Origin of the sequence: Emcibacter sp. (assembly GCF_963675455.1) — a bacterium.
In the GTDB taxonomy this organism is placed as follows: domain Bacteria; phylum Pseudomonadota; class Alphaproteobacteria; order Sphingomonadales; family Emcibacteraceae; genus Emcibacter.
The window spans coordinates 692527-718596 of record NZ_OY776217.1; the positions used below are offsets into that span (position 1 = coordinate 692527).

Sequence of the window (26070 nt, forward strand, 5' to 3'; positions counted from 1 at the left end):
GGATTTTGGTGGACTTTTTGCCTGCACGCCCCATATAAGGCGGTATGAACGAGCAGAATCAAATCACACAGGACCCGCGTCCCTTTGTCAAAATGCACGGCCTCGGCAATGACTTTGTCATTTTCGACGGACGCGAGGACCGTTTTGACCTGTCTGCGGACGGCGCCCGTTTTGTCGCCGACCGTCACCGGGGCGTGGGATGCGACCAGGTCATCACCCTGTGGCCGTCGGACACCGCCGACGTCTTCATGCGCATCCAGAATGCGGACGGCAGCGAAGTCGGGGCCTGCGGCAACGCGACCCGCTGCGTCGCCCATATGCTGTTGCAGGAATTCGGCCTGGACGAAATCACCATTGAAACCCTTTCCGGCATTCTGAAAGCCGGTCGCAACGGCAGTCAGGTCCGGGTGGATATGGGTGAACCGCGCCTTGACTGGGACCGGATTCCGCTGGCCCGGGAGATGGATACTCAAACTGTGGAACTGGTCGTCGGCGGACTGGGCAACCCGGTCGCCGTCAATATGGGCAATCCCCACGCCATCTTTTTTGTCGACAGCATTGACGAGATCGACCTCAACGACCTGGGTCCGCAGATCGAGACACATGAGCTGTTCCCGGAACGGGTCAATGTGAGCATCGTTGAAAAACGCGGACCGGGTAACCTGAGACTGAGGGTCTGGGAACGGGGCGCCGGCATCACCCAGGCCTGCGGTTCCGCCGCCTGTGCCGCCGTGGTAGCCGCCAGCCTGCGCGGCCTGGTGGATCGCGCCGCCGCCATTGAACTGGACGGCGGAACCCTGGTTATGGCCTGGACTGACGACGATCATGTGATGATGACCGGCGACGTGGCTTATGTCTTCGCCGGGCATGTCTTTGCCCCCTTTGATCTTGAAGGACCGGACAGCCGGGAGAGCGCCTGATGTCTGAGAACAGGACCAGCGCTCCACAGATTGTCACCTTCGGCTGCCGGCTCAACACCTATGAATCGGAAGTCATGAAAGGTCACGCCGAAGAAGCCGGGCTGGAAAATACCTTTATTTTCAACACCTGCGCCGTCACCGCCGAAGCCACCCGACAGGCCCGGCAGGCCATTCGCCGCACCCGGCGGGAAAATCCGGACGCCAATATCGTGGTCACCGGCTGCGCCGCCCAGATCAATCCGGCAGAATTCGCCGACATGGAAGAAGTCAACCGGGTCATCGGTAACCAGGAAAAACTGGAGGCCAAAAGCTGGAAGGCGCTGGATTTTAGTACCGAAGACAGTGAGAGGGTGCTGGTCAACGACATTATGTCGGTGAAGGAAACCGCGCCCCAGCTGATTAACGGCTTTGAAGAACGCACCCGGGCCTTTGTCCAGGTCCAGAACGGCTGCGATCATCGCTGCACCTTCTGCATTATTCCTTTTGGGCGCGGAAATTCCCGCTCTGTTCCGGCCGGCGAGGTTGTAACGCAAGTGAAACGACTTGTGGAAAACGGCTATCAGGAAGTGATCATCACCGGCGTCGACATCACCTCTTACGGCCCCGACCTGCCCGGCAAACCGAGCCTTGGCAAACTGTGCCAGCAGATCCTGAAACATGTTCCCGACCTGAAGCGGCTTCGCCTGAGCAGCATCGACAGCATCGAAACCGATGAAGACCTGTTCCGGGTCATTACTGAAGAAGAGCGGATGATGCCGCACCTGCACCTGAGCCTGCAGGCCGGTGACAATATGATTCTGAAACGCATGAAACGCCGTCACAGTCGTGAAGACAGCATCGAATTCTGCCAGCGGGTACGGGCCGCCCGGCCGGATGTGGTCTTCGGCGCCGATATCATTGCCGGCTTTCCGACCGAAACCGAGGAAATGTTTGAAAACTCCCTGCGTCTGGTCGACGACTGCGACCTGACTTTCCTGCATGTTTTCCCCTATTCGGAGCGTGAAGGCACCCCGGCGGCCAAAATGCCGCAGATGCCCAAAGCCGTCCGTAAAGAACGGGCGGACCGGCTGCGCGCCAAGGGGCAGGAAAGCATGGACAGGTTTATGAGCGGCCAGGTTGGTGGCCTGGTGGAAATCCTGGTGGAAAAAACCCTCAAACAAGGCGAGTCAGTGATCGGACATACGGCACATTTCGCGCCTGCCCGGCTGATGGCCGATCTTCCGTCCGGCACCCTTGCCAAAGCCCGCGTGAGCGGCTATCAGGAGGGGATCCTGATCTGTGAACCAATTTAAGTGGGGCCCATGAGCGAAGAACAGACAAAAAAAGGCTGGTTCAGCCGCCTGAAAGACGGCCTGAAACGCAGCACTTCCGCCCTGTCGAGCGGCATTTCCGGCATTTTCAATAAAAAGCGCCTGGACGCCACCACCCTTGAAGAACTGGAAGACCTGCTGATCATGTCCGACCTGGGCGTGGAAGTGAGCCGCCGGGTTTGCGACCGCCTGCGAGAGCAGAAATATGACAAGGAAATCAGTGCTGAAGAGGTCCAGAAGGCCCTGGCCGACGAAGTGTCCGGTATTCTGGAAGCTGTCGCCAAACCCCTGGAGATCAAAGCTGAAAACAAACCCCATGTGATCCTGATGGTGGGCGTCAACGGCTCCGGCAAGACCACCACCATCGGCAAGCTGGCCAAACAGTTCCAGCAGGACGGCAAATCAGTGATGCTGGCCGCCGGCGATACTTTCCGCGCGGCCGCTATCGAACAGCTGCAGGTCTGGGGCGACCGCAACAATGTGCCGGTTGTCTCCGGCAAGGTCGGCGCTGATGCGGCGGGCCTCGCCTTTGACGCCGTCAAGCAGGCCAAAGAACGGAATATGGATGTTCTGCTGATCGACACCGCCGGACGGCTGCAGAACAAGGAACATCTGATGGACGAACTGGCCAAGATCGTCCGGGTGATCAAAAAACATGACGAGACAGCGCCCCATGCCACCCTTCTGGTACTGGACGCCACCACCGGTCAGAACGCCATCCTGCAGGCAGAGGTGTTCCAGAAGGTGGCCAATGTCACCGGCCTGATAATGACCAAGCTGGACGGCACCGCCCGCGGCGGTGTTCTGGTGGCCTGCGCCGAGAAATTCGCCCTGCCGATCCACGCCATCGGCGTCGGAGAGAGTATTGACGATCTTCAGCCCTTTAAGGCCGATGATTTTTCCCGTATGCTGGTCGGCCTTGACGCCTGAAGTATAAGCCCTAACGAGTAGTACCCTCCATGAACCAGCTCTATAAACTCCTGATTGAAGCCGGACCGCTGATTATATTCTTCATCGCCAACAGCCAGGTCGGCATTTTCAATGCTACAGCCATATTCATGGTGGTCATGATCTTCTCCATGATCGCGTCAAAGGTCCTTCTCAAGGAAATTTCCCTGATGATGTGGATTTCTGTCGGACTGGTGGTGGTGTTCGGGGGAGCGACTATTTATTTCGAGAACGAAACGTTTATCAAACTTAAACCCACAATTCTCTACAGCATGTTTGCGATCACGCTTCTTATGGGCACGGCACTGAAGAAACCCTTCATCCGCAATGTGATGGAAGCCGGTTTTCCTCCCATGGAAGATATCGCCTGGGACAAGATGAATTTTCGCTGGGGTCTGTTTTTTATCTTCTGCGCCATTCTGAATGAATATATCTGGCGCTCTTACGATACGGATACCTGGATTGCCGCCAAACTGTGGCTGTTCATGCCGCTGAGTTTTGTCTTTGCCCTGGCCCAGCTGCCGCTGATCATGAAGTACCAGAAGGAAGAGCCCGCAGAGAACAAGGGTTCAACGGACTAGCTGTTCGGTCCCTTCCGGATTGGTAAAAGGCGCAAAAATCTCCCTGTCGCGGATTTCCCGGTAATGTTTCAGCGCCCAGTGCACGGAGGGGAAGGCGATCTCCTCCCACGGAATGTCGTCCCATCTGAACAGGCCCACTTCCAGGCTCTCCTCGCCGGCGGAAAAGACCTTCTCCCTGAGGCGGGCCACATGCATCATCTGCACCTGTGAAATGCGCGGAATATTATACACCGCCAGCAACGCCTTTATTTCAATATCGGCGCAGGCTTCTTCGCGGGCCTCTCTCTGTGCCCCTTCCTCGGTTGTTTCATTCTGTTCCATGAAGCCCGCTGGAATAGTCCAGTAGCCGCGTCTCGGGTTGATCGACCGGCGGCACAGCAGGAACTCTTCCTCGGCCTCAGGTGTTTCCCGCCAGATCACAACAGAGCCGACGACAATCTTGGGATTTTCATAATAAACAAAATCGCAGCTGTCACAGACGTGCCGCTCCCGGTTGTCCCCGTCAGGAACCTTCCGGCTGAAAGAGTGATTCTGCGATGGCTGATTTTCAAAAGGCATATATCAGGATATCAGGCTCAGATCCTGATATCAACGATCTGGCCGAGTTTCTTGAAAGCGGGCTGGTCGCCCGAGGTGCCGACATTTTCCCGCAAATTCAGGTTTACCCGGGATTGTCCTTCTTCGTCCTGAGAAGAGGCCGATGCGAGGGTCTGCTTTAATTTGTCAAGATTGCGGGCCCGAAGCTCGTCCTGTGATTTCTTGAGAGCTTCCCGATTCTGCCGGATCTGTTCCTGCCGGTCGACTTCGCGGGTCTGCTGCTGATCCCGGGACTGCTGTTCCTTGAGCTGCTGCTGATCCACAAGCTGCTGCTGGGCAGTCCGCTGGTTTGCATCAACCAGGGAACCCAAAGAAGCCAGTAACTGTGAATTTGATGTAATTTTCATCCGTCTTCAGCCACATTTCCACAAGGCCATAAGGCACCAATTGTAATTCCGAAATATTATCGGAATCTTAAAAATACATGACCGCTCATTCTGAAGGGAATCTGTCGACTTCTGCGACTGGCCGTATTTTACTTGGAATTTTCCAGTTTTTCCAGTTCTTTTTCAAGAGCCGGTTTATCACTTTCCGGTGAATATATAAGCGCTTTTTTATAAGCTTCAAGGGCACGCTTGCGCTCACCAAGCACCTGCCAGGCGCGACCGAGGCGTTGCCAGCCTGCGCCGTCCTCAGGGTTTTCTTCCAGTCTGTCAGCCAGTCGCCGGACCATGCTGCGGATCATCTGCTGCTGGTCTTCCGGCGCCATATCCTGAACCGCCTGCATCTGGTCACGGTCAACCGCCGGGGCCACGGATTGCGGCTGCAGACCAAGTTCCCGCTCGGTCATGGCAACGACGGACTGCACCTGCCGGGTCCAGGGCGCATCCGGCGGCGACTGTTCGACGATGGATTTCCAGCGGCTCAGCGCCTCTTGCTTTTTACCGGACTGGTAATCCACCAGGCCCACGTAATATTGCACACCGGGATGATCGGGATTCTTCGCCAATGCCTTTTCCAGCACCAGCAGGGACGCGGGACTCATTTTGCCGTCGGACAGGACAATCAGGCTTTCCATATACATGAGCATCAGATCGAAATTGTCCGGGTCAAGTTCCCAGGCGCGCTCGAAAGCGGCGGCAGACTGGGGGAAATTGCCGAGCCTGTTCTCGAACTGGCCAAGGGCCAGCCAGCCCACCTTGGCGGCGGGGTCCTCGGCAAGGCGCCCGCGAATTCTGGCCACATAATCGATCAGGGTCTGCCTTTCCTCACTCGCGTCCCCCTGTGTTTCCTTTTCGGACGGGAAATCAGGCATGCCCGGCGTCCCTACCAGCAGATAAAGGGCGGAACAGGCCAGTGTCAGACCGGCAATAACGATTATTTTCATCGGGGAGGCGGAAACCGATACCACATCGGGTAAGGTCCGGTCAGCCGCCTTCAGCAGCCGGCGCTGGATTTCAAGGCGGGCGGTTTCCACTTCGGATTCCGACAGGCGGCCCTCGGTGACATCCTCCTCCAGTTCCGCAAGCTGGGCTTTGTAAACAACCACATCCGGATGATCGTCCGTTACAGCCTTGCTGCCGCGCAACAAAGGTACCAGAACAAACGCCAGGGTCAGCAGAAGCAGCACTGCCATAAGAGCCCAATACATCAATCCTCCTCCGTTTCTTTGAGGAGTTTTTCAAGACGTGCCTCTTCCTCTGCACTCAGGGGAGAGGCCGCGGAGACAGAAGACGGCCGGCGGCGCAGATACAGCACGGCAAAGCCGGCCCCGCTAACAAGCAGGATCAGCGGTGAAAACCACAGCATCATGGTTTTGGATTTAAGCGGCGGCTTGAGCAGGACCCAGTCACCGTAGCGGTCCGTCATATAGCTGAGCACCTGCTCGTCCGTCTCCCCCGCCCGGATACGTTCCCGCACCACCATACGCAGATCCTGGGCCAGTTCCGCGTTGCTGTCAACGATCGACTGATTCTGGCAGACCAGGCAGCGCAGCTGTTTCATCAGGGCCTGGGCCCGCTCCTCCTGTGCAGGGTCTTTCAGACGGCCGTCATCCACCCCGATAGCAAAAGCCGTCTGGGCAAGGCAGAAAAACAATATTGTCAGGACAAATACTCTCACTCGCCTTCGCCTTTTATTTGTTTCAATGCCGGAATGATTTTATCTTCCACGTCCCATTCATGGATCGGGCCCACATGTTTATGCATGATCCGGCCGTTCTTGATGATGAAGGTTTCCGGAATACCGTAAACACCCCAGTCAATGCCGACCCGGCCGGTCACATCCGCCGCCGTCTTCACATAGGGGTTACCCAGATTTTCCAGAAAAGAAAGGGAATTTTCCGGCCTGTCCTTGTAGGCCACGCCGTAGATTTTGATCCCGTATTCGGACGCCAGCCTTTCCAGCTGCGGATGTTCGACCCGGCAGGGCCCACACCAGGAAGCAAAGAAATTGACCAGAATGATGTCATCTTCCGCCGCCAGGTCGGCTGCAGCGATACCGTCGTCATTGCCGGTAAGGTTGGGCAAGCTGAATTCGGGCACCGGCTTGTCAATCAGGGCCGAGGGAATCTCCCGCGGGTTGAGGGTCAGCCCCACCCCGAGCGCAATGGCCAGAGCCACAAATATAGCAAGCGGCAGTATCGCCTTAAACCGCATGGGCTTTTCCCCCCTTTGTTCCGCTTGTTTTTTTCTTCCCGGCAGGCACGCCGATGCGGAACCGCCGGTCACTTAGGGAGATCAGTCCGCCCAGCACCATGATCATGACGCCGCTCCACAGCCAAAGTTGCAGCGGTTTGTAATAGGCCCGGACCGACCAGCGATCCAGTCCGGCAGCATTCTGCCCCTGTCCTTCGCCGATGGCGACAAACAGGTCGCCAAGGAAGGTCGAATGAATGGCTGCCTCGGTCGTGGTCATCGGCGGGCTGGTAAAGGTCCGGCTTTCCGGGACCATGCGAGTCACCTCTGCTCCATTGCTGTCGGTCACCATGAAGTCACCGGCCAGCGAGGTATAGTTTGGCCCGGCAAGCGGTTTGACACCATTAAAGGTAAGTGTGTAACCACCGATCTCGATCTTCTCGCCAGACACCAGAACATCAAGATGTTCCGTCTGCCAGCTCGACGTCACAGTGATGCCGAGAACCAGAACGGACAGCCCGAAATGACCGAGTGTCATGCCCCAGCTCGCCCGGGTCTGCCGGCCAAGCCGGGACAAGCTGTCGGACAGTGGTGCGCGAAACAGCTTGATCCGGTCGGCAAGCTCCACCAGGGTGCCGAGCATCAGCCAGATGCCCAGCCCGAGCCACAGCGCGGTCAGCAGCGGCCGGTGATTGTCGTCATGATTGGCCAGGAAATACCCGGCAATCATCATCGCAATAGCGGCCAGGAGCACAAAGCGCATCCGGTGCACCACACCGGCAAGATCGGCCCGTTTCCAGCGCAGAAATGGCCCGGCGGCCATGATCAGCACCAGCGGAATCATCAGCGAGCCGAAGGTAATTTCAAAATAGGGCGGTCCGACAGAGATTTTCTCGCCGCTCAGTGCATCCAGAATCAAGGGGTAAAGCGTACCGAACAGCACGGTCGCCGCACCTACCGTCAGTAGCATATTGTTCATCACCAGGGCGCCTTCGCGGCTGATCGGCGCAAACAGGCCGCCTGGCTGCAGCTTGTCATAACGCAGGGCATACAGAAGCAGGCTGCCGCCGATGACCAGCAGCAGGAAAATCAGGATAAAGACGCCGCGTTCCGGATCAGTGGCAAAGGCGTGAACAGAGGTCACCACCCCGGAGCGGGTGAGAAATGTGCCCAGCAGACTGAAGGAAAAGGCAATGATGGCGAGCAGCACAGTCCAGCTCTTCAGCGTATCGCGCTTTTCCACCACGATGGCCGAATGCAGCAGCGCAGTAGTCACAAGCCACGGCATAAAGGAGGCATTTTCCACCGGGTCCCAGAACCACCAGCCGCCCCAGCCGAGTTCGTAATAGGCCCACCAGCTGCCCAGCATGATACCAATTGTCAGGAAGCACCAGGCGATCAGGGTCCAGGGACGCACCCAGCGGGCCCAGGCCGGGTCGACCCGGCCTTCAAGCAGGGCGGCAACGGAAAAGGAGAAGGCCACCGACAGGCCTACATACCCAAGATAGAGAAACGGCGGATGAAAGGCGAGGCCGGGATCCTGCAACAATGGATTCAAGCCGTTGCCTTCCGGCGGCACCGGATAAATCCGGTCAAAGGGATTGGAGGTCAGCAGCAGGAACAGGTAAAAACCGACACTGACCAGCGCCTGGACCGACAACACCCGCACATGCAGGCTTTTCGGCAGGTTGCGACCGAACAGGGCAACCAGGGCGCCAAACAGGGCGAGAATCAAGGCCCAGAACAGGATCGAGCCCTCATGGTTCCCCCAGACCCCGGCAATCTTATACATCATCGGTTTCAGGGTATGGCTGTTGATGGCGACATTTTTCACGGAAAAGTCGGAGGTCACATAGGCATGCATCAGGGCAAGGAACGACAGCAGAACCAGCAGGAACTGCCCATAAGCCGCAGGTGTCGCCAGCGCCATGAGCCGGTCATCACGCCGGTAGGTTCCAACCAGGGGTACGATGCCCTGTACAACCGCCAGGGCAAAGGCCAGCACCAGGGCGAAATGTCCTGTTTCAACAATCATTGCGGGGCACCTTCGCCTTCATGCTGCCAGAGACCGCGTTTCTTCAGGCTTTCAGCAACTTCCTTGGGCATATAGTTTTCATCATGTTTGGCAAGAACCTCGCTGGCGATAAAAATGCCGTTTTCATCCAGATGTCCCTCGGCGACAACGCCCTGTCCTTCGCGGAACAGGTCGGGCACCTGGCCCCTGTAGACGACCTGCAGAGAATCGTTACCATCGGTGACGGTAAATTTATAAAGAAGTTCGTCGTCTCCATGGACCAGACTGCCCTCTTCCACCAGACCGCCGAGACGGAAATCCTGACCGGCAGGAATCTGTCGCTCCAGAACCTCGGTCGGGTCATAGAACATACGAATACTGTCCTGCAGGGCGGTCAGAACCAGCCCCACCGCCAGGCCAAGCACGGCCAGGCTGCTGATCACAAGATACATGCGGCGGCGTTTGCGGGACGCGGCGCGACGGCGCGGAGGCTGGGCTGGGCTGGGCTGCTGTTCCGTCATGATGATTACTCGGTCACTTCTTCCGTTTCAGGAGTATTGAGTTCTTCCAGGCGGCGCAGTTGCTTGAGGTCCTGCTGCCGGCCGATCCAGCTCTGCAGGGCCAGCAGCAGCATGACGGCCGCCACAATACCGAAACTTCCCCAGACAAAAAGACCATATTCACCCATCGTTTGTCCCTGTCAGCTTCTGGCGCAGGGTCCGGATACGCCGGTTGAGAATCAGGCTCTGCAGACGCCAGATCAGGACCACAACGAAATAGGCGTTAAAGGCCAGGATCATGGTGATCAGCGGCCACAGCATATCCGGGTGAATGGACGGGCCGCCCATACGGATCAGGCTGGCCGGCTGATGCAGGGTCGCCCACCATTCCACGGAAAATTTGATGATTGGGATATTGACCACCCCGACAATGGCGACAATGGCGGCGATACGGGCGGCCTGCACCTGGTCGTCGATGGCCTGCCAGACCGACATATAGCCCAGATAGAGGAAAAACAGGATCAGCACCGAGGTAAGCCGGGCATCCTGCCACACCCAGTAAGCGCCCCACATGGGTTTGCCCCACAAGCTGCCGGTGATCAGTGCCAGCAGAGTGAACGCAGCCCCGATCGGGGCCGTGGCCCGGGCGGTATAATCCGCCAGGGGATGTTTCCAGATAATGCCGACGATGCTGGCCACCGCCATCAGCACATAGCCGAACATGGACATATAGGCGGCCGGCACATGCACATACATGATGCGGAACGCCGCGCCCATCTGATAATCTTCGGGAGCCACATAAAGGGAGAGATAAAGTCCGGCAGAAAGCAGAATAGCCGTCAGACCCAAAGCCCAGGGCTGGATCAGTTTACTCAACCGCATGAAGCGGGCGGGATTTGCGAACTTATGCATGATCTGAGGTCTATCGCCAACTTATGTTTTAATCAAGTTATTTGGACATATTCCCCACAAATTTCACAAACTCCACCCCGGTTGCCGGACAGCCAGCCCCGATATCTTCCACAATGCCAATCGGCCGTCCGGCAGGAGGTTTTCATTCTAGTGTTTGCCAGGGTCCAGGGCAACGCCGCGGCGTTCATAACGGGCATAGGCCTGCATGGCGACCAGTGTTTCATCATCAAGCGGCAGCGCCTTGCCTTCCAGCGGATTGATGATGCACCAGTTGATCATTTCACCGAATACAATGACCCGGCCGATCTGCTTCTGGAACTTGGGATAGGTTTCCGGATGGGTATTGGCCGCATTGGGATGACACTGGGCACAGGCCACGCCATTGGTGCCGAGATTGCCGTCAACCCAGGCTGCGCGACCCTTTTCCACCGCGGCCATGTATTCCTTGGTCCAGAGATCCACATCTTCCTTGTCGAATTCATCCGCCTGGGCGACGGGTGACAAGATCATCAGCCCCCCCAGGACAAGAGCAAAGTTCTTTATCGTCTTTTTCATGTCAGTCTCCCATCCTCAATAATGTTTCTGCGGCAAAATCAGCCCGGCTTCCTGATAGGTCGTGTCCACCGGATGACCCTTTTCCGGATCATAGGCCACAGTCCGGGATTTATTCTGCGGCAGGCTGTAGTTCACTGACGCCTTGCCGCTGTTGATGTCAATATACTGCCAGCCGGTGGCATCCCGCTCGAAGAAGGGATCAGCCCGGTTCATCGGAATGGTCAGCTGCGGCAGGTGGCTTTCCGCCTGCACGTAGGACTGCGGATAGGGCCAGGGCCAGGCTGTCGCCATCACCGCATGGAAGCTGATGTTGTCGATCTGGTTGTACTGGATCTGGTGCACATGGCCGTACAGAACCGTCGCCTTGTCGAATTTCTTCAGAAGCTTCTGGATATCCTCGGCTTCCTCAGTCCAGAAGTTCCAGTTTTTGAAGATTTTCTGGATCGGGGAGTGGGAACAGACCACGACCGGCGTATCCTTGCTGACCTTCTTGAGATCGTTCTTCAGCCAGTTCATCTGTTTCTTGCCGATCATGAAGGGAGATCCGCGCGGATCATCCAGGCCGGCCATCACGCCCATGCGTTCCTTGCCGTCCTTCCAGCGGTTATGGGTCCAGTCATCATCGACAATAATACTGTTCAGAACCACAAAATGCACACCCTTGTGGTCGAAGCTGTAATACTGGGGCCCGTTATGTTCGGACCAGTATTCACCCAGATCCAGGTAATAGTCATGCTCGCCAAGCACATAATGGGTATCAAAATTGTTGAGCCCGGCCATGATTTCGAAGCCGTGATCCAGTTCCGGTTTGGTGCCGAGCTGGGCCAGATCGCCGCCGTAAATCACAAAATCCGGCCGCGGATTCATCAGGTTACATTCGGCTACCGCCCGGATCAGACCCCGGTCCCAGTTGCGGACGAATTTATTGCCGCGGATATGCTGGATATGACTGTCGGAGATATAGGCGAAGGTGAAATCCTCCTGCTCCCCGCCAAAAGCCAGTTTTACGCTGGTGATCGGCAGACAGGCACCGGCGACCAGCGCCATTCCGTTGCGCAACACCGTCCGCCGGGTGGTATTTTCCGCCACAGGAGTATCTTCAAGAAGTTGTGCTGTGGTCAGATTCACATCGTCAATATGTTTCATTGAATCCTCCTATTTGGTCAGTTCGGCGAGTTTTTCGAGAGATTCTCTGGAGCTGGTCAGCGCCTTGAGAAACTCGACAAGATCGGCTTTTTGCTGGTCGGTCAGATTGAGAGGACGAATGCCGCCGCTCTGGAAATCATTGACCGGACCGTCCGCTTCCACCCGGCCGCCGTTGTTATAGAAATCAACAACCTCTTCCAGGGTTTTCAGGCTGCCGTCGTGCATATAGGGTGCCGTCAGCTCAATATTACGCAGGGTCGGCGTTTTGAACGCCCCGATATCGGCTGGTGCAGTGCTGACGACGAATCGTCCCAGTTCGGAAGCTTCCTGATTGGTCAGAACCGTCACATCAAGATCGGCGCCGCCTTCCTTGTCCTGAATAAAGGTTTTCGTGACCGAATCAAGACTGTCAGAAATCAGTTCAAAGTTAACGTTCAGGTTATGAAACTTGTTGTCAGTAAACAGGGCGAAGGTCTGGCTGGTGGTGTGGCAGGACACGCAACGGCCTTCAAAGCGGAATACCCGCATGCCGCGGATGGCCGCCTCGGACATGGCTGTCTTGTCACCGCCATACATATAACGGTCAAAGGGACTGTCCCCGGCAATCACTGTCCGCTCAAAGGAAGCAATGGCCTTTTTAACATGGTCCATGGAAATCTTTTTCTGGGAAATGCCAAATGCCTTTTTGAACATTTTGCCATATTCCTTGTCGCTACGGACAATTTCCAGAATTGGGTCATGGCTTTCGAGGCCCATTTCCACCGGGTTGACAAAAGGCCCTTTGGACTGTTCTTCCAGATCAGGTTCACGACCGTCCCAGAACTGGGTGTGCATATAGGCGGCATTGATCACCGTCGGCGCGTTGCGTGTCCCGGTCAGCCCGTTAATGCCTTCCGATACCGAAAGCGGACTGTCGGTAAAAGCCTTGCCGCCGTCATGGCAGGTGGCGCAGTTCACCTCACCGGTGCTGCTGAATCTTTTGTCATTGAAAAGCTTGATGCCGAGCAACACTTTTTCCTCGGTAACCGGGTTATCTTCCGGCACCGGCACCGGCGGCAATCCAAGCGGTGTTTCCGCCACTGCTGAAAGTGGCGCGATGAGCACGGCACAAAGTGCGCCAGCTGCGAGAATGGTCTTTTTCATCATCCGTCTCCCGTTTCTCCAGTGAAGACCAACTTGTCCCCCGTGCGTCTGTCGCACTTCATTGAACTATAATTAGACAAGTTACAGAAAAAACTATAACCTATTGAAAGTATAAGTAAATATATGAATATTTAAACCATCCCTATTTTATCTACAAAGCACACTTATAACTTGTTGTTTTATAATGAAAAACTGCTACTGCGCCCGTTCACATATTTCCGAGCATAAATTCAGACGGATGTTAAAGGGCTATATCTCTGACCATACTGCGCAACAGGTGGCGAGCGAGACTCACCTTAATATCAACAGCGTCGATCGTTATTTCCGGCTTTTTCGCCAGCGAATCGTTTTGTTGACCGGAACAGCTGCAGAAAAAACTCTCCCCGCTGAAAAAAACTATCCCGACAATGCCGGGCATATTCTGATCGGCGTGCTGAAAAAAAAGCAGCAGGCTTATGCTGAAATTATCGCCCCGCAATATTATGAAACAGCGGCCGGGCTTCTGGCGAACCAGGTCGGCATCGAAGACATCATCTATCAGCAAGACTGGCCCGGCTATGACGAACTGATCGACATCAGTTGCGACAAAAGAATCCGGATCCGGAACACCGGCATCTCCGGTTTCTGGGATTTCGCCCATCTTCGCCTGAGCAAATTCCGCGGCATGCATAAATCCACCTTTCTTCTTCATCTGAAGGAATGCGAATGGCGTTATAATAACAGAAACCAGGACCTGTATGCGTTGCTGCTGCGGGAATTCCGCCAAAATCCACTGTAGAGTCGGCGCCATTCCCGACACCCGCCAGCTCCGCCCGCATGCCATTCGTCGCATGTCATCAATGTTTCATCGATCCGCCATAGTTCCGCCGCGATTTTCAGACTAAAATTGTCAATCGGAGAACTGCTTTTCTCATTAATTGTTAAACTGTTTGTGATTGTATCATCGGATGACCTGGAACGCCGTAAAAAGACCTGTGAAACTGATTGTTGGCTGGATATTATTCATCGCCGGCCTGATCATTGCGCCGATGCCGATTCCCATCGGCCAGATCACGGCGCTGGTCGGCCTGAGCCTGCTTGTCTCGGAAAGCGAGAGGGTCAGAATCTGGGTTCAGAAATTCAGACGGCGCATTCCCGCCCTCTGTCGGCAATTGACCAAAGCAAAACCCCATTTGCCGGCTTTCCTGAAAAACCTGATTGACCGGACAGACCCGGCCCACCTGAATAATTCTTCAGGCCCGGCCTGACTGTTCCCGATCAGCCCAGACGTCAGTCCAGGCCAGCCCGCAGGGCGGCAGCCGCAGCCCACGGGCCAAGCACGGTGCTTCCCAGGGTGAAGCCAACCAATATCATCACCAGCAGATAAGTGTCATATCCGCCCACGGCCGCCTCCACCGCCAGGACGCTGAAAATCAGCACAGGAATATATAGCGGCAAAACAAGAAGCGACAGCAACACACCGCCGCGGCGAAGGTTGACCGTCAGCGCCGCGCCGATGGCACCGATAAAGCTGAGCGCCGGGGAGGCCAGCAGCATCACCAGAACCAGCGGCAGATAGGCCTTTGCCGGCAGGTTCATCATCAGGCCCAGAACCGGGGCAAGGATAATCAGGGGCACTGCCGTCGTCAGCCAATGGGCAATGGACTTGGCCAGCACCACCAGTTCCAGCGGCAGCGGCAGCAGGACAAATTGATCCAGGGAGCCGTCTTCATAGTCGGCCTGGAAAATCCGGTCCAGCGACAGCAGCGATGACAACAGCACCGCCACCCAGATCACGGCAACGGAAATACGCGACAGCATGTTGAGTTCCGGCCCGACGGCAAAAGGGAACAGCGAGACCACCATGGCAAAGAAAAACACCACCATCAGGCCGGTGCTGCCCTGGCGCCAGGACAGTTTCACATCCCGCGTTACAATCTGGAGGAACTGCGCCGTCATGACCAGACCTCCGACAGCGACCAGTCCTCTGTTTCAGAGCTCATTCCGCCTGAGAAACGATTCATATCAAGATACAGAACCCGGTCAGACGACAGCGAGAGATCAATATGGGTAGCTGTCACGATCAGTCCGCCTTTGTCCAGGAAGGCGGTCATCACCTGCGACAGTTTTTGCACACCGTCCTGGTCAAGCCCGACAGTCGGTTCATCCAGCAGCCAGACCAGGCCGCCGTGACAGACGACACGGGCAAGCGCCGTCCGCCGCCCCTGGCCCGAGGACAGATAACGGGCCGGCTGATCCCGTAACCGGTCAATGCCAAGGGACGTCATGGCCTGTTCGACCCTGCCTTCCTCTACACCGTGCATCCGGGCCCAGAAGGCGATATTCTCCCTGACCGTCAGTTCCGGCTTCAGGGCGTTCTTGTGCGCCAGATAACAGATATTTTCGCTGATCCAGTCGCCGTCACCGGTAAATTCTTCTCCGGCAAAGCTCAGGCTTCCGGAGCGGACCGGCAACAGGCCTGCGATGGATTTGATCAGCGTGGACTTGCCCGACCCGTTGGGACCGCGCAGCACAAGCGCCTTCCCCCGGGGCAGGGAAAACTCCAGATCCGAAAAAACCGTAAAATCACCCCTGGAACAGCACAGGCCGCTTGCCTCAAGAATTATTTTGTCCTCCCGACGGTCACGCTACAATTTGCGAGCTATAGCATTTTGGCGGCAAAGACAGAAGGAAAATTGAAACCGGGAAATAAAAGTGCCTGCCTCCGCACCCGGACAGGACGGAAAGCAGGCACCCGAAGGCGGGCATCTATTGAGGACAGGTTGGAGTGTGCCCGCCTAATGCTTAAACCGGATCAGAATCCGGTCAGGACTTGATCCGGTTAATCTTTGAGAACGCGCTGGTAAATGTCACCTGCCCACAAAATCAGGGCGGTGGAAAATGAGAAAAGTGCCGTACCCACGAGAATGTCCGTCCATGCCACACCCTGGTCCGCTGCCGGACCGGCGGCGGAATAGTCGGCAGAAAACACAATGAATGTGGTCACCATGGCAAATGAAAGAAGCAGCCGCGGCCAGAGGGAATTTCTTTTTACGGCGCGGGCGATAATCCGTCTTCTCATGTCACTCTCCTGCTGTTGTGTTCTGGAAACCTCTACATTCAGAAGTCTAGACGGGCATTGGGGTGTCAATGAGACCGCATTGGGAACAAAATCGGGCAGAATGTGACCGGATGGCCATATTCTGCCCGACAGCGCTGACTGAGTGGACGAAAAAAGATCAGGAGACAGCCTTGATGTCTGCCAGGAACCTGTCAAACCTTTGGGTCAGTTTCTCCGATTCCCGGTTAAGCCGGTTGGCATTGGTCAGAACATCATTGGCGACCCGGGAGGTATCCTGGGTGCCCTGGCTCACGGACACCACATTTTCCTGAATGCCGTTCATACCGCCGGAAACCTCCTGAACACTTTTTACAATGCCCCGGGTTGCTTCCTCCTGACCCTGAACCGATGTTGCAATTTCCTCCGATGTCCGGGAGATGGTCTTGATAGTATCCCCGATCATGCGCATGGTCCTGACAGCTTCCACGGTCGCGGCGCGCATACCACTGACCTGGGAGGCAATTTCATCGGTCGCCTCAGCGGTCTGGCCGGCCAGGTTTTTCACTTCCGAAGCGACCACGGCAAATCCCCGGCCGGCGTCACCGGCCCGGGCGGCCTCGATGGTGGCGTTCAGGGCCAGAAGATTGGTCTGCTCGGCAATATCATTGATCAGGCTGATCACGTCGCCGATTTTCTGGCTGGCGTCTTCCAGTTGCTGAATATGGACGTTGGCACGCTCGATTTCCTCCACCGCGCCGCTGGTCCCTTTGGCTGATTCAACGACCCGGTCAGAAATCTGGTCCACCGTGGCCATAAGATCACTGGCAGAAGAAGACACCGAGGACATATTCTGCGTAGACTGCTCGGAGGCGGCCGCCAGCGCTTCGGTTTTTTCACTGTTGGCGTCGGCGAGGGAGAACATTTCCCGGGCCGCCCCCTCCATTTCCACCGAGGCAGAGCGCACGTGAGTGAGAACATCACTCATGGTCTGTTCAAATTCCAGACAGATGCGTTCCAGCCGTTCACGTTTCTCGGTATTGACCTGACGTTCCTGCTCTTCTTTTTGCATTTTTTCAAGAACCAGTTGATGTTCACGCTCCGCCGCCTGTTTTTCGGCTTCCATACGTTGTTCACGCTCGCGCACCTGGTCAAGCTGGGCCTGTTCCATTTCCCGCCGGGTTTCACGAAATTTCTCGATAGCCGCCACCATCTGACCGATTTCATTATTCTGGGCAGGAATATCAATCGTTACATCGCGCTCACCCCGGGCAAGCGACATCATCGTTTCCGTTATAATCCGGATCGGGCGGGTCAGGCTGTGGCTCAGCGGCATGGAGAAAAACAGATAAATCCCGAGAGCTGCCAGGGCGACCAACCCCATGACCACGGCAAAACGGGTCAGTGCCATCTCATAGGCCACCGCAGCCTCCACCAGGCCGTCACGGGCATATTCGGATACCGCCTGAAAATCGGGCACCATGGACTGATAGATTTCATCCAGTCTGGCAGAAGCGGTAGCGACTTCTTCCCGAAGGGTCACATATTCGGAAAAACTCTGTTCATATTTTCCGACAAGCTCCAGGACTTTTTCTTTCCGTTCTTTAGAGATATTTGCCCGGGGAATCCCTTTCTTGACCGTTCTCAAATGGATTTTGTACCATCTTTGATTGACGGCCTGGCTGTCGAGGATATAGCTTTTCTCAAATTTCCTCATTTTCAGAAAGGCGACCTGAATTTCAGGAAGGTTTGTTTCATCCAGCGCTTCTTCCGCCCGGTCCCCGGACTGTTTCAGGCTGCCCCGTAGTCCTGTTTCATCGGTTGTGCCCAGACGGGTCACGCCTGAGACGAGTGTGGAAAACTGTCCCAGATAATTGGAGAATTTATTTTTTAGGGAAATCAGGGAATCTGCGAGTTCCCCTTCATCGGTCTGATCAAGAAAATCAGTGATATTCTTCAGAAGCCGGTCACTGGTACGATCATGGTCCTGCAGGTATCTCTTGTCCTGATAAAGCAGGAAATCTTTCTCGTCCTGCCGAACCTGCAGGCTCAGCCTGACCAGTTCCACTCCCAGGGTGCCCTGTCGCTCGTAGGTATGATAATTGCGGTATTCATTATTGATTTTGCCGAAATTCCAGACAAAACCGGCTGTCAGCATGAGCATTGACAAAATGGTCAATCCCGCCAGCAGGAAGATACGTCTGGAAATTGTGAATTTTCTAAAAAAATTGTCTGTCAGTGAGAAAAACCGGTAAAACATTTCCAATTCCTGAAGTGTTTATGTTGCAATGCAATATATTATAATATCTAAAAATAACAGTAAGTTATCGAAGAAAACAGAAAGATTTTATGCATGACTTTCTGCACTGAAAAACTTAACAGATTGTCAATTTCAGGATGAAGTTTTTGTGACAAAAACCTAATAACCCTTTTGCCCGTTACCGCTTTTCCGCCATCACCGGCCCAACTTTGCCTCAATTACTTAAGAACAACTCTTAAAAGCATATTTTCCCTTGAGAATTCTATGTTTTTGGTGCAGAAAACGGCGAGTATCCCCTCGCAAGCACTCCCGGTGCCCGGCCACACGGGCCCTGAACGCTTGCCACACTGGTCTTATAAATAAAGGAGAACAATCGTGGCATCTGTTGGTCAAGACAGCCTGAATACCCGCCGCACACTGGATGTGAACGGCAAGGAATATGACTATTTTTCACTCCCCGTCGCGTCCGAAAAGCTGGGTGACGTTTCCCGTCTTCCCTACACGCTGAAAGTGCTGCTGGAAAACCTGCTGCGCTATGAAGACGGTGTAACAGTCACGACCGACGATGTTCAGGCCATTGTCGACTGGCAGAAAAATCGCGGCAAGGACAGCCGGGAAATCCAGTATCGTCCTGCCCGCGTTCTCATGCAGGACTTCACCGGCGTACCCGCCGTTGTAGACCTCGCCGCCATGCGCAACGCCATGGTTGACCTGGGCGGCGATCCGCAGAAAATTAACCCGCTGAGCCCCGTTGATCTGGTTATCGACCACTCCGTGATGGTGGACAAGGCCGGCACCCCGACCGCGTTTAAGGAAAATGTGGACCTGGAAATGGAGCGTAACGCCGAACGTTACCAGTTCCTGAAATGGGGTCAGAACAGCTTCGACAATTTCTCCGCCGTTCCGCCGGGAACAGGTATCTGTCACCAGGTAAACCTGGAATATATTGCCAAGACCGTCTGGACTGCTGACGTGGACGGCCGCACCGTTGCCTACCCTGACACCTGTGTCGGCACCGACAGCCACACCACCATGATCAACGGCCTCGCCGTTCTCGGTTGGGGCGTGGGCGGCATCGAGGCCGAAGCTGCCATGCTCGGCCAGCCAGTGTCCATGCTGATCCCCGAAGTTGTCGGTTTCAAGCTGACCGGTGAAATGATGGAAGGCATCACCGCCACCGACCTGGTGCTGCGGGTTGTGGAGATGCTGCGTGAACTGGGTGTTGTCGGCAAGTTCGTTGAATTTTATGGCGACGGCCTTGATCACCTGACCCTGGCCGACCAGGCCACCATCGCCAACATGGCGCCGGAATACGGCGCCACCTGCGGTTTCTTCCCGGTATCTGCCCAGACCCTTGACTATCTCCGCTTCTCCGGCCGTGGCGAGGAAACTGTCGCCCTGGTTGAAGCTTACGCAAAAGAACAGGGCATGTGGCGCGATGCCAACTCTCCGGAGCCTGTTTACACCACCACCCTGGAACTGGATATCTCCACCGTTGTACCGAACTTGGCCGGACCGAAACGTCCCCAGGACCGTGTCGCCCTGAGTGATGCCGCCACAGGCTTTGATGGCGTTCTCGACAGCTTTGGTAAACTGGCTGAAAAAGGCAAAACCTTTGCCGTAGAAGGTGACGAAAACGGCATCCGCCACGGCGATGTGGTTATCGCCGCCATCACTTCCTGTACCAACACCTCTAACCCGGGCGTGCTGATGGCTGCCGGTCTTGTGGCCAAAAAAGCCCACGAACTGGGCCTGACCAAAAAACCCTGGGTCAAGGCCTCTCTTGCCCCCGGATCACAGGTCGTCACCGACTATCTGGAAAAAGCCGGCCTGCAGTCTCATCTTGATGCCCTCGGCTTCAATCTGGTCGGTTACGGCTGTACAACCTGTATCGGTAACTCCGGTCCGCTGGCAGCGCCAATCTCCAAATCTGTCAATGAAAACGACCTGGTCTGTACTTCTGTTCTGTCCGGAAACCGGAACTTCGAAGGCCGTGTCTCCCAGGATGTGAAAGCCAACTACCTGGCCTCACCGCCGCTGGTGGTCGCTTACGCTATTGCCGGTTCCATGTGCATCGATATCACCAAAGATCCGATCGGACAGGACAAAAACGGCAACGACGTATTCCTGAAAGACGTCTGGCCGAGCAACAAGGAAGTGGCCGACGCCATTGCTTCCTCACTGACCCGCGAAATGTTCATCGAACGTTACAGCGACGTCTTCGCCGGTACGCCGGAATGGCAGGCCATCAAGGTGGCCGAAGGTGAAACCTATGCCTGGGACAAGAACTCCACCTATGTTCAGCATCCGCCCTATTTCAAGGGCATGTCCAGAACCGCTGAAAACAGCTTCAGCGACATAAGGAATGCCCGTCTTCTGGCCCTGCTCGGCGACAGTATCACCACCGACCATATCTCCCCTGCCGGCGCCATCAAGGCCGACAGCCCGGCCGGTAAATATCTGCAGGAGCATGGTGTAAAGCGCGAGGACTTCAATTCTTACGGGTCCCGCCGCGGCAACCATGAAGTGATGATGCGCGGCACCTTCGCCAACATCCGCCTGCGCAACCTGATGGCACCGGGTACCGAGGGCGGCTGGACCACCCATTATCCGTCCGGTGAAGTGACCAGCATCTATGATGCTTCCATGCAGTATCAGGCGGACGGTGTGCCGCTGGTCGTGGTTGGCGGCAAGGAATATGGCACCGGCTCCAGCCGTGACTGGGCCGCCAAAGGCACCAACCTGCTCGGTGTGAAGGCCGTGATCGTAGAAAGCTTCGAGCGTATTCACCGTTCCAACCTGGTCGGCATGGGTGTTCTGCCGCTGCAGTTCAAGGATGGCGACACTCGCGAAACCCTGGGCCTGACCGGCACGGAAAGCTTCGACATCACCGGCATTGCCGACGGTATTACACCGCGCCAGGATGTGGATGTGAAGATCACTTATGCCGACGGCAGCACCAAGAATATCAAGGTGCTGTGCCGGATCGACACCGTCAACGAGGTGGAATATTACGCCAATGGCGGCATCCTGCATTATGTGCTGCGCAACCTGGCCAATTCATAAGCCGGATCATCGCAGAGACTATTCAGAAGGCCGGGTTCATCCCGGCCTTTTTTATGTTTATAGGGATATCGACTTATGTTATCTGGACAGCATGAGCACAACACCCGTCCAATATCCATTTCAGGCCCTGGAGGACTGCAGCCGCAATTCGGGCAGCGCCGCCTTCGCCGATACTTTTTCCAGCCTGCTGGAAGAAGTACTCGGTGTCGAGCAATGCCTCCTGTTTGCCCTGCCGGACAATCGGGCCGAAGACTTTGCCGCCCTCGCCTGCCTGCTGTCCTTGAATTTTAACCCGGACAACACGGCGCCCGCCCTGGCCAGCGCCTATCTGCAGGGCAGCCTGCAGAAAGATACCAACCTCACCCTTCTGGAGACTGCTCCCTCCGATCACTGGCAGGTTCTGCCGTTCCGGGAGCTGACTGTCAGCACTTCGAACGCCGGTAATAAATACGACCGGGTTTCGCTGATCCGCCGGGATGGCAGGACATTCTATTATTTTATTCTTTACTGCCGGAATGACGGGGACCAGTCCGGCATAGCCACATCGGGACTGCCGGCCATGGTCGGCTCGATGCTGCTCAGCCATATCCGGCATGCGGATCCCGGCCTGGTCATTGACCCGGTATCTTTCCTGCCAACGCCGTTACGGAACTATTGCGCTACTCTCCTGAAACAGGCTGAAAGTGCAAAGGCCGACAATCTGGTGGGAACGGATGAAAATCCGTTGTGGCAGGATGCCAGCCACAGGCTCGGCATCCGCTCACTGGAAGAGCTGGTCCGACTGTGCCACTAGAAAGTTATTGAGCCTGACCTGCTGCCGCCTGCTCGGGCTGGACCCTCGGTACACCGGAATCTTCCCGATGCGGGGCATCGCCGTCCCGAACGCCGATCAGCACCCGGAAAGCTTCCGCATTGGCCGCCACGACTATGGCCAGCATAAAAAAGGTCAGCAGCGCCGAGGGGACATTCACAATCAGGACGGCCAGAAGGTAATGCATCTCTACCTTAAGCACAATTTCTCTGAGCATCCATGACAATACCCATGCATAGAGGCTGATGGGCAGAAAGGCCCGGAAACTCATCATCCAGAGGGCAAAGGTAAAACCGCTGGTTTTCTGCCACACATGGGTAACTTTCATATTGCGGCGACCAAGCGCTATCCCCACCGAATGGAGCGACAAACGGATCAGGAGCGGAGAGAGCAACGCCATGACAACAAAGGTGCATTTCAGAACCAGTTCATTCAGTTCCTTTTGGGTGAAGGATGATCCGTCGGTCTGATAAAAAACAATTGCCGCCATCGACAACAGAATGGTCGGCACCACCAGAGCCAGTGTAATAACGGCTATTCTCAGGATACCACGGCCAAGTCTGATGAGCGAAAAATTTCCACCCCGGAATCCCTGGGCCACCAGTCTGGTATAGCTGGCATGGGCGGCGCCAAGCAGAAACTGCCGGTACCAGACCAAGGCAAAGGCCGCCGTGATCAGGCTGATCACATAGGTCGTATTGAAAATAATGCCATATTCATTCAGCAGGATTTGTTCCAGTCCCCTGAAGAATATCCACAACACAAAAGGACCGGCTGCCAGCCTGACAAAATGTGACAAATGCGTCAGAAAAAAATTATAGCTCTCGGCGATGGAAGAACCGACCTGAAACACAGCCTTTGTCAATTGCCGTCCCTTATCTGATATTGTTACTCTAAATCACCATAGTGTGATTGGTACTTGATAGTCAAAAAATGTATCTTACAAGCATGAAAAAGCAATTACCAATAGTTATAATTTTATCAGTATTAGGTGTATTCAGCCTGTTTATGTCGCAGGTCAATGCCGAAAAGCTGTCCGTCGTCGAGCTTTTTACCTCGCAGGGCTGCAGTTCCTGTCCACCGGCAGACGATCTTCTGAGAAAACTGAGTCTGGAAGAAAATATACTCGCCCTCAGCTATTCCGTAGATTACTGGAATTACCTGGGCTGGAAGGATATCTTCGCCAGGCCGGAATTCACCAAACGGCAAAAACACTACAGCCGCATTCTCAGCCGGGGCGAGGTCTATACACCGCAAATGATCATCAACGGGCGTAGTGCCGTGGTCGGATCCCGCCAGGATATGGTACAGAAATATATTGATGAACAGGCGGAAAAGCCGGTTATCGGCCCGGAAATTTCCCTGTATCTTCAAGATGATATGATTAACCTGACCGTCAGCAGCGGTTCTGCGGCTGAAGCAACGGGCATCTGGCTGGTCGCCTATGACACGGTCCGGTCGGTAAAAATCAAAAGCGGCGAACTGGCCGGGCAGACCAGGGAATATGTCAATGTGGTCCGTGGCCTGAAACGCATCGGCAGCTGGACCGGGCGCGAAGTGATGTTGTCCCTCGACCCGGCCGAAGCGGCCAGCGAAAAATGCGACAATTACGCCATTCTCGTTCAGCAAAAAGACACCGGCGTGATCCTGTCCGCCGCCCGGATCAGGCTCGAAAAACCCTTATAAATCTTCCCGGAGGAATATTACCCCCCCCCTCAAACTAAAGGGCTCTGCCATTCCGGCAGAGCCCTCTCTTTATGTATATGCAATGCAATATCTTTATGGGGTGTTATTTCGCCAGGCCGAGCTTCATGACATCAGCCAGGCGGGCGGCAAAAGCCACCGGATCTTCCGGGGCTTCGCCTTCCATGATCAGGGCCTGGTCCAGCAACAACAGGGAAGCGTCCTTCAACCGGTCGACGGAATTGTCCCCGGCGGCGATCTTGGCCATGCCCCGGATCAGGTCATGGTCCGGGTTGATTTCCAGCACCCGGGCGGACATGGCGTCCAGTTTGTTATGGGCCTGCAGGATTTTCTGCAGATGCATGTCCATGTCCCCGTCGTCGGCCACAAGGCAGACGGCGCTGTCGGTCAGGCGCTTGGAAGCGCGCACATCCTTGACGGCATTCCCCAGATTGACCTTGAGGGCCGCCACCAGGGCGTCCAGTTCCGGCGTCTCTTTTTTCTCTTCCGCCTCGTCGCCATCCTCTTTCTTTTCGTCCAGATCGGCCGCGCCGCGGGTCACGGACTGCAGCTTTTTACCGTCGAACTCCGGCACCATCTGCAACCAGAAGTCATCCACCGGATCGGACAGTAACAGTACCTCGAGGCCCTTGGATTTGAAGCCTTCGAGCTGCGGCGAGCGGCGCACCCGCGCCGGACTGTCACCGGTGATATAATAGATGGTTTCCTGGCCATCTTTCATGCGCGAGACATAATCGGCAAGGCTGGTCAGGCCGTCGGCGCCAGTACTTTCAAAGCGGGCAAGTTTCAGGAGCTGATCGCGGCGTTCGAAATCCTCATAGATGCCCTCTTTCAGGACAGAGCCGAAATTCTTCCAGAACTCTGCGTAAGCTTCCGGCTCCTTGTCGGCTTTCTTCTCAAGTTCCGACAGGATCTTGTTGGTCACCGCCTTGCGGATCTTGTTCATCACCGGATTATTCTGCAGCATTTCCCGGCTGATATTGAGCGGCAGGTCCTCGCTGTCGACGATGCCGCGCATGAAACGCAGGTAGCCGGGCACCAGATCCTCACAATCGTCAGTGATAAAGACCCGCTTGACATACAGCTTGGTGCGCGGCCGGCGGGCCGGATCAAACAGGTCCATGGGCTGCTGGCCGGGTACAAACATCAGCACGGTATATTCAATCACCCCTTCGGCCCGGTAATGCAGGGCCATCCAGGGATCATCGAAGGCATGGCCGACGTGATGGTAAAATTCCTTATACTGCTCTTCCGTGATCTCGGACTTCGGCCGCACCCAGAGGGCCGTGCCTTCATTGACTTTTTCAGAGCTTTCCTCACCGTCCGTGTCCGTGACCAGGGTGATGGGAATGGCGATATGGTCGGAATAGGTTTTGATGATGGTCTGCAGCCGGTGCGGCTCCAGGAATTCGGATGCATCCTCTTTCAGATGCAGGGTAATGTCGGTTCCGCGCCCCGCCTTGTCAGCCTCGGCAATTTCATATTCGCCAAGCCCGTCCGAAACCCAGGACCAGGCCTCACTTTCGCCGGCCCGGCGGCTGTTGACCACTACTTTGTCCGCCACCATAAAGACGGAATAGAAGCCGACGCCGAACTGGCCGATCAGATTGACATCTTTGGATTTGTCGCCGGACAGCTGTTCCATAAAGGCGGAGGTGCCGGACCGGGCAATGGTGCCCAGATGGGACATCAGATCGTCCCGGTTCATGCCGACACCATTGTCGGAAACGGTCAGGGTCCGGGCCGCCTTGTCCGTCTTCACGGTAATACTTAAATCCGCATCCTCTTCCAGAAGATCCTTGTTGGTCTGGGCTTCGTAACGCACCTTGTCACAGGCGTCGGAGGCATTTGAAATCAGTTCCCGCAGAAAAATTTCACGGTCTGAATAAACCGAATGAACCATCATATGCAGAAGTCTGGAGACTTCCGCCTGGAAACCGTGCTTTTCGGTCTTCGGTGCCTTGTCCTCGGTTTTGGTGGTCATTTTATT

Annotated in this window: 27 protein-coding genes; 9 read left to right on the forward strand and 18 right to left on the reverse strand. The window is 55.6% G+C overall.

Annotated features, from left to right (window positions below):
• Positions 1 to 44 precede the first annotated feature (44 nt).
• Genes dapF through ACORNT_RS03210 form a run of 4 tightly spaced genes read left to right on the forward strand, consistent with a single transcriptional unit; the run spans position 45 to position 3759 of the window.
• A complete protein-coding gene (gene dapF / locus ACORNT_RS03195; protein ID WP_321395291.1) occupies positions 45 to 920 on the forward strand; it encodes a diaminopimelate epimerase in 876 nt (291 codons plus the stop codon).
• Positions 920 to 2212: a tRNA (N(6)-L-threonylcarbamoyladenosine(37)-C(2))-methylthiotransferase MtaB gene (mtaB, locus tag ACORNT_RS03200; RefSeq protein WP_321395292.1), complete on the forward strand. Its 1293-nt coding sequence runs from the start codon at positions 920 to 922 to the stop codon at positions 2210 to 2212. The genes dapF and mtaB overlap by 1 nt, the downstream gene beginning before the upstream one ends.
• Positions 2213 to 2221: 9 nt before the next feature.
• On the forward strand, positions 2222 to 3160 hold the full coding sequence (gene ftsY / locus ACORNT_RS03205; protein ID WP_321395294.1) for a signal recognition particle-docking protein FtsY: 939 nt from the start codon (positions 2222 to 2224) through the stop codon (positions 3158 to 3160).
• Positions 3161 to 3189: 29 nt separating this feature from the next.
• Positions 3190 to 3759: a septation protein A gene (locus ACORNT_RS03210; RefSeq protein WP_321395296.1), complete on the forward strand. Its 570-nt coding sequence runs from the start codon at positions 3190 to 3192 to the stop codon at positions 3757 to 3759.
• On the opposite strand, the gene ACORNT_RS03215 is transcribed toward ACORNT_RS03210, so the two are convergent.
• The 12 genes from ACORNT_RS03215 to ACORNT_RS03270 form a co-directional block, all read right to left on the reverse strand.
• Positions 3748 to 4317 (reverse strand): NUDIX hydrolase, encoded by a 570-nt coding sequence (locus tag ACORNT_RS03215; protein WP_321395298.1) that lies wholly within the window; start codon positions 4315 to 4317, stop codon positions 3748 to 3750. The two genes, ACORNT_RS03210 and ACORNT_RS03215, sit on opposite strands and share 12 nt — an antisense overlap.
• Before the next feature lie 17 nt (positions 4318 to 4334).
• Positions 4335 to 4703 carry a hypothetical protein gene (locus tag ACORNT_RS03220; protein WP_321395300.1) on the reverse strand — a complete coding sequence of 123 codons (369 nt, stop codon included), beginning with the start codon at positions 4701 to 4703 and terminating at the stop codon, positions 4335 to 4337.
• A 128-nt stretch (positions 4704 to 4831) separates the two neighbouring features.
• Complete coding sequence (gene ccmI, locus ACORNT_RS03225) at positions 4832 to 5947, reverse strand: c-type cytochrome biogenesis protein CcmI (RefSeq protein WP_321395302.1); 1116 nt, start codon at positions 5945 to 5947, stop codon at positions 4832 to 4834.
• Positions 5947 to 6417 (reverse strand): cytochrome c-type biogenesis protein, encoded by a 471-nt coding sequence (locus tag ACORNT_RS03230; RefSeq protein ID WP_321395304.1) that lies wholly within the window; start codon positions 6415 to 6417, stop codon positions 5947 to 5949. The genes ccmI and ACORNT_RS03230 overlap by 1 nt, the downstream gene beginning before the upstream one ends.
• Complete coding sequence (locus ACORNT_RS03235) at positions 6414 to 6953, reverse strand: DsbE family thiol:disulfide interchange protein (RefSeq protein ID WP_321395306.1); 540 nt, start codon at positions 6951 to 6953, stop codon at positions 6414 to 6416. The genes ACORNT_RS03230 and ACORNT_RS03235 overlap by 4 nt, the downstream gene beginning before the upstream one ends.
• Positions 6943 to 8967, reverse strand: a complete 2025-nt coding sequence (locus tag ACORNT_RS03240; protein WP_321395308.1) for a heme lyase CcmF/NrfE family subunit — start codon at positions 8965 to 8967, stop codon at positions 6943 to 6945. Before ACORNT_RS03240 ends, ACORNT_RS03235 begins: the two co-directional genes overlap by 11 nt.
• Positions 8964 to 9467: a cytochrome c maturation protein CcmE gene (gene ccmE / locus ACORNT_RS03245; RefSeq protein ID WP_321395311.1), complete on the reverse strand. Its 504-nt coding sequence runs from the start codon at positions 9465 to 9467 to the stop codon at positions 8964 to 8966. Before ccmE ends, ACORNT_RS03240 begins: the two co-directional genes overlap by 4 nt.
• A gap of 5 nt (positions 9468 to 9472) precedes the next feature.
• Positions 9473 to 9634, reverse strand: coding sequence for a heme exporter protein CcmD (gene ccmD, locus ACORNT_RS03250; RefSeq protein WP_321395313.1), 162 nt, complete (start codon positions 9632 to 9634; stop codon positions 9473 to 9475).
• Positions 9627 to 10358: a heme ABC transporter permease gene (locus ACORNT_RS03255; protein WP_321395315.1), complete on the reverse strand. Its 732-nt coding sequence runs from the start codon at positions 10356 to 10358 to the stop codon at positions 9627 to 9629. Before ACORNT_RS03255 ends, ccmD begins: the two co-directional genes overlap by 8 nt.
• A 147-nt stretch (positions 10359 to 10505) precedes the next feature.
• Complete coding sequence (locus ACORNT_RS03260; RefSeq protein ID WP_321395316.1) at positions 10506 to 10913, reverse strand: hypothetical protein; 408 nt, start codon at positions 10911 to 10913, stop codon at positions 10506 to 10508.
• A 15-nt stretch (positions 10914 to 10928) separates the two neighbouring features.
• On the reverse strand, positions 10929 to 12002 hold the full coding sequence (locus tag ACORNT_RS03265; RefSeq protein ID WP_420717538.1) for a metallophosphoesterase family protein: 1074 nt from the start codon (positions 12000 to 12002) through the stop codon (positions 10929 to 10931).
• 66 nt (positions 12003 to 12068) lie between these two features.
• Positions 12069 to 13205, reverse strand: a complete 1137-nt coding sequence (locus ACORNT_RS03270; protein ID WP_321395320.1) for a cytochrome-c peroxidase — start codon at positions 13203 to 13205, stop codon at positions 12069 to 12071.
• Positions 13206 to 13440: 235 nt separating this feature from the next.
• On the opposite strand from ACORNT_RS03270, the gene ACORNT_RS03275 reads away from it, so the two are divergent.
• A complete protein-coding gene (locus ACORNT_RS03275) occupies positions 13441 to 13980 on the forward strand; it encodes a hypothetical protein (RefSeq protein WP_321395322.1) in 540 nt (179 codons plus the stop codon).
• Between the two features lie 169 nt (positions 13981 to 14149).
• Positions 14150 to 14449, forward strand: coding sequence for a PGPGW domain-containing protein (locus ACORNT_RS03280; RefSeq protein ID WP_321395324.1), 300 nt, complete (start codon positions 14150 to 14152; stop codon positions 14447 to 14449).
• Between the two features lie 22 nt (positions 14450 to 14471).
• On the opposite strand, the gene ccmB is transcribed toward ACORNT_RS03280, so the two are convergent.
• From ccmB to ACORNT_RS03300, 4 genes are all read right to left on the reverse strand, one after another.
• A complete protein-coding gene (ccmB, locus tag ACORNT_RS03285) occupies positions 14472 to 15140 on the reverse strand; it encodes a heme exporter protein CcmB (RefSeq protein WP_321395326.1) in 669 nt (222 codons plus the stop codon).
• Positions 15137 to 15808, reverse strand: coding sequence for a heme ABC exporter ATP-binding protein CcmA (gene ccmA / locus ACORNT_RS03290; RefSeq protein ID WP_321398050.1), 672 nt, complete (start codon positions 15806 to 15808; stop codon positions 15137 to 15139). The genes ccmB and ccmA overlap by 4 nt, the downstream gene beginning before the upstream one ends.
• Before the next feature lie 215 nt (positions 15809 to 16023).
• A complete protein-coding gene (locus tag ACORNT_RS03295) occupies positions 16024 to 16263 on the reverse strand; it encodes a hypothetical protein (RefSeq protein ID WP_321395328.1) in 240 nt (79 codons plus the stop codon).
• 157 nt (positions 16264 to 16420) lie between these two features.
• Positions 16421 to 18403 (reverse strand): methyl-accepting chemotaxis protein, encoded by a 1983-nt coding sequence (locus ACORNT_RS03300; protein ID WP_321395330.1) that lies wholly within the window; start codon positions 18401 to 18403, stop codon positions 16421 to 16423.
• Positions 18404 to 18874: 471 nt separating this feature from the next.
• Between ACORNT_RS03300 and acnA the strand changes: the two genes are divergently transcribed.
• Together acnA and ACORNT_RS03310 are read left to right on the forward strand one after the other, a co-directional pair.
• On the forward strand, positions 18875 to 21565 hold the full coding sequence (acnA, locus tag ACORNT_RS03305; protein WP_321395332.1) for an aconitate hydratase AcnA: 2691 nt from the start codon (positions 18875 to 18877) through the stop codon (positions 21563 to 21565).
• Between the two features lie 91 nt (positions 21566 to 21656).
• Entirely contained in the window at positions 21657 to 22358 is a 702-nt protein-coding gene (locus ACORNT_RS03310) for a hypothetical protein (RefSeq protein ID WP_321395334.1), read from the forward strand.
• Positions 22359 to 22362: 4 nt separating this feature from the next.
• Here ACORNT_RS03310 and ACORNT_RS03315 read toward each other — a convergent pair whose 3' ends face one another.
• Complete coding sequence (locus ACORNT_RS03315; RefSeq protein WP_321395336.1) at positions 22363 to 23241, reverse strand: hypothetical protein; 879 nt, start codon at positions 23239 to 23241, stop codon at positions 22363 to 22365.
• A gap of 143 nt (positions 23242 to 23384) precedes the next feature.
• On the opposite strand from ACORNT_RS03315, the gene ACORNT_RS03320 reads away from it, so the two are divergent.
• The gene (locus tag ACORNT_RS03320) at positions 23385 to 24062 is read left to right on the forward strand and encodes a DUF1223 domain-containing protein (RefSeq protein WP_321395338.1); all 678 of its coding nucleotides are present in this window, start codon (positions 23385 to 23387) and stop codon (positions 24060 to 24062) included.
• A gap of 103 nt (positions 24063 to 24165) precedes the next feature.
• Here ACORNT_RS03320 and htpG read toward each other — a convergent pair whose 3' ends face one another.
• Positions 24166 to 26064 carry a molecular chaperone HtpG gene (gene htpG, locus ACORNT_RS03325; protein ID WP_321395339.1) on the reverse strand — a complete coding sequence of 633 codons (1899 nt, stop codon included), beginning with the start codon at positions 26062 to 26064 and terminating at the stop codon, positions 24166 to 24168.
• Positions 26065 to 26070 lie beyond the last annotated feature (6 nt).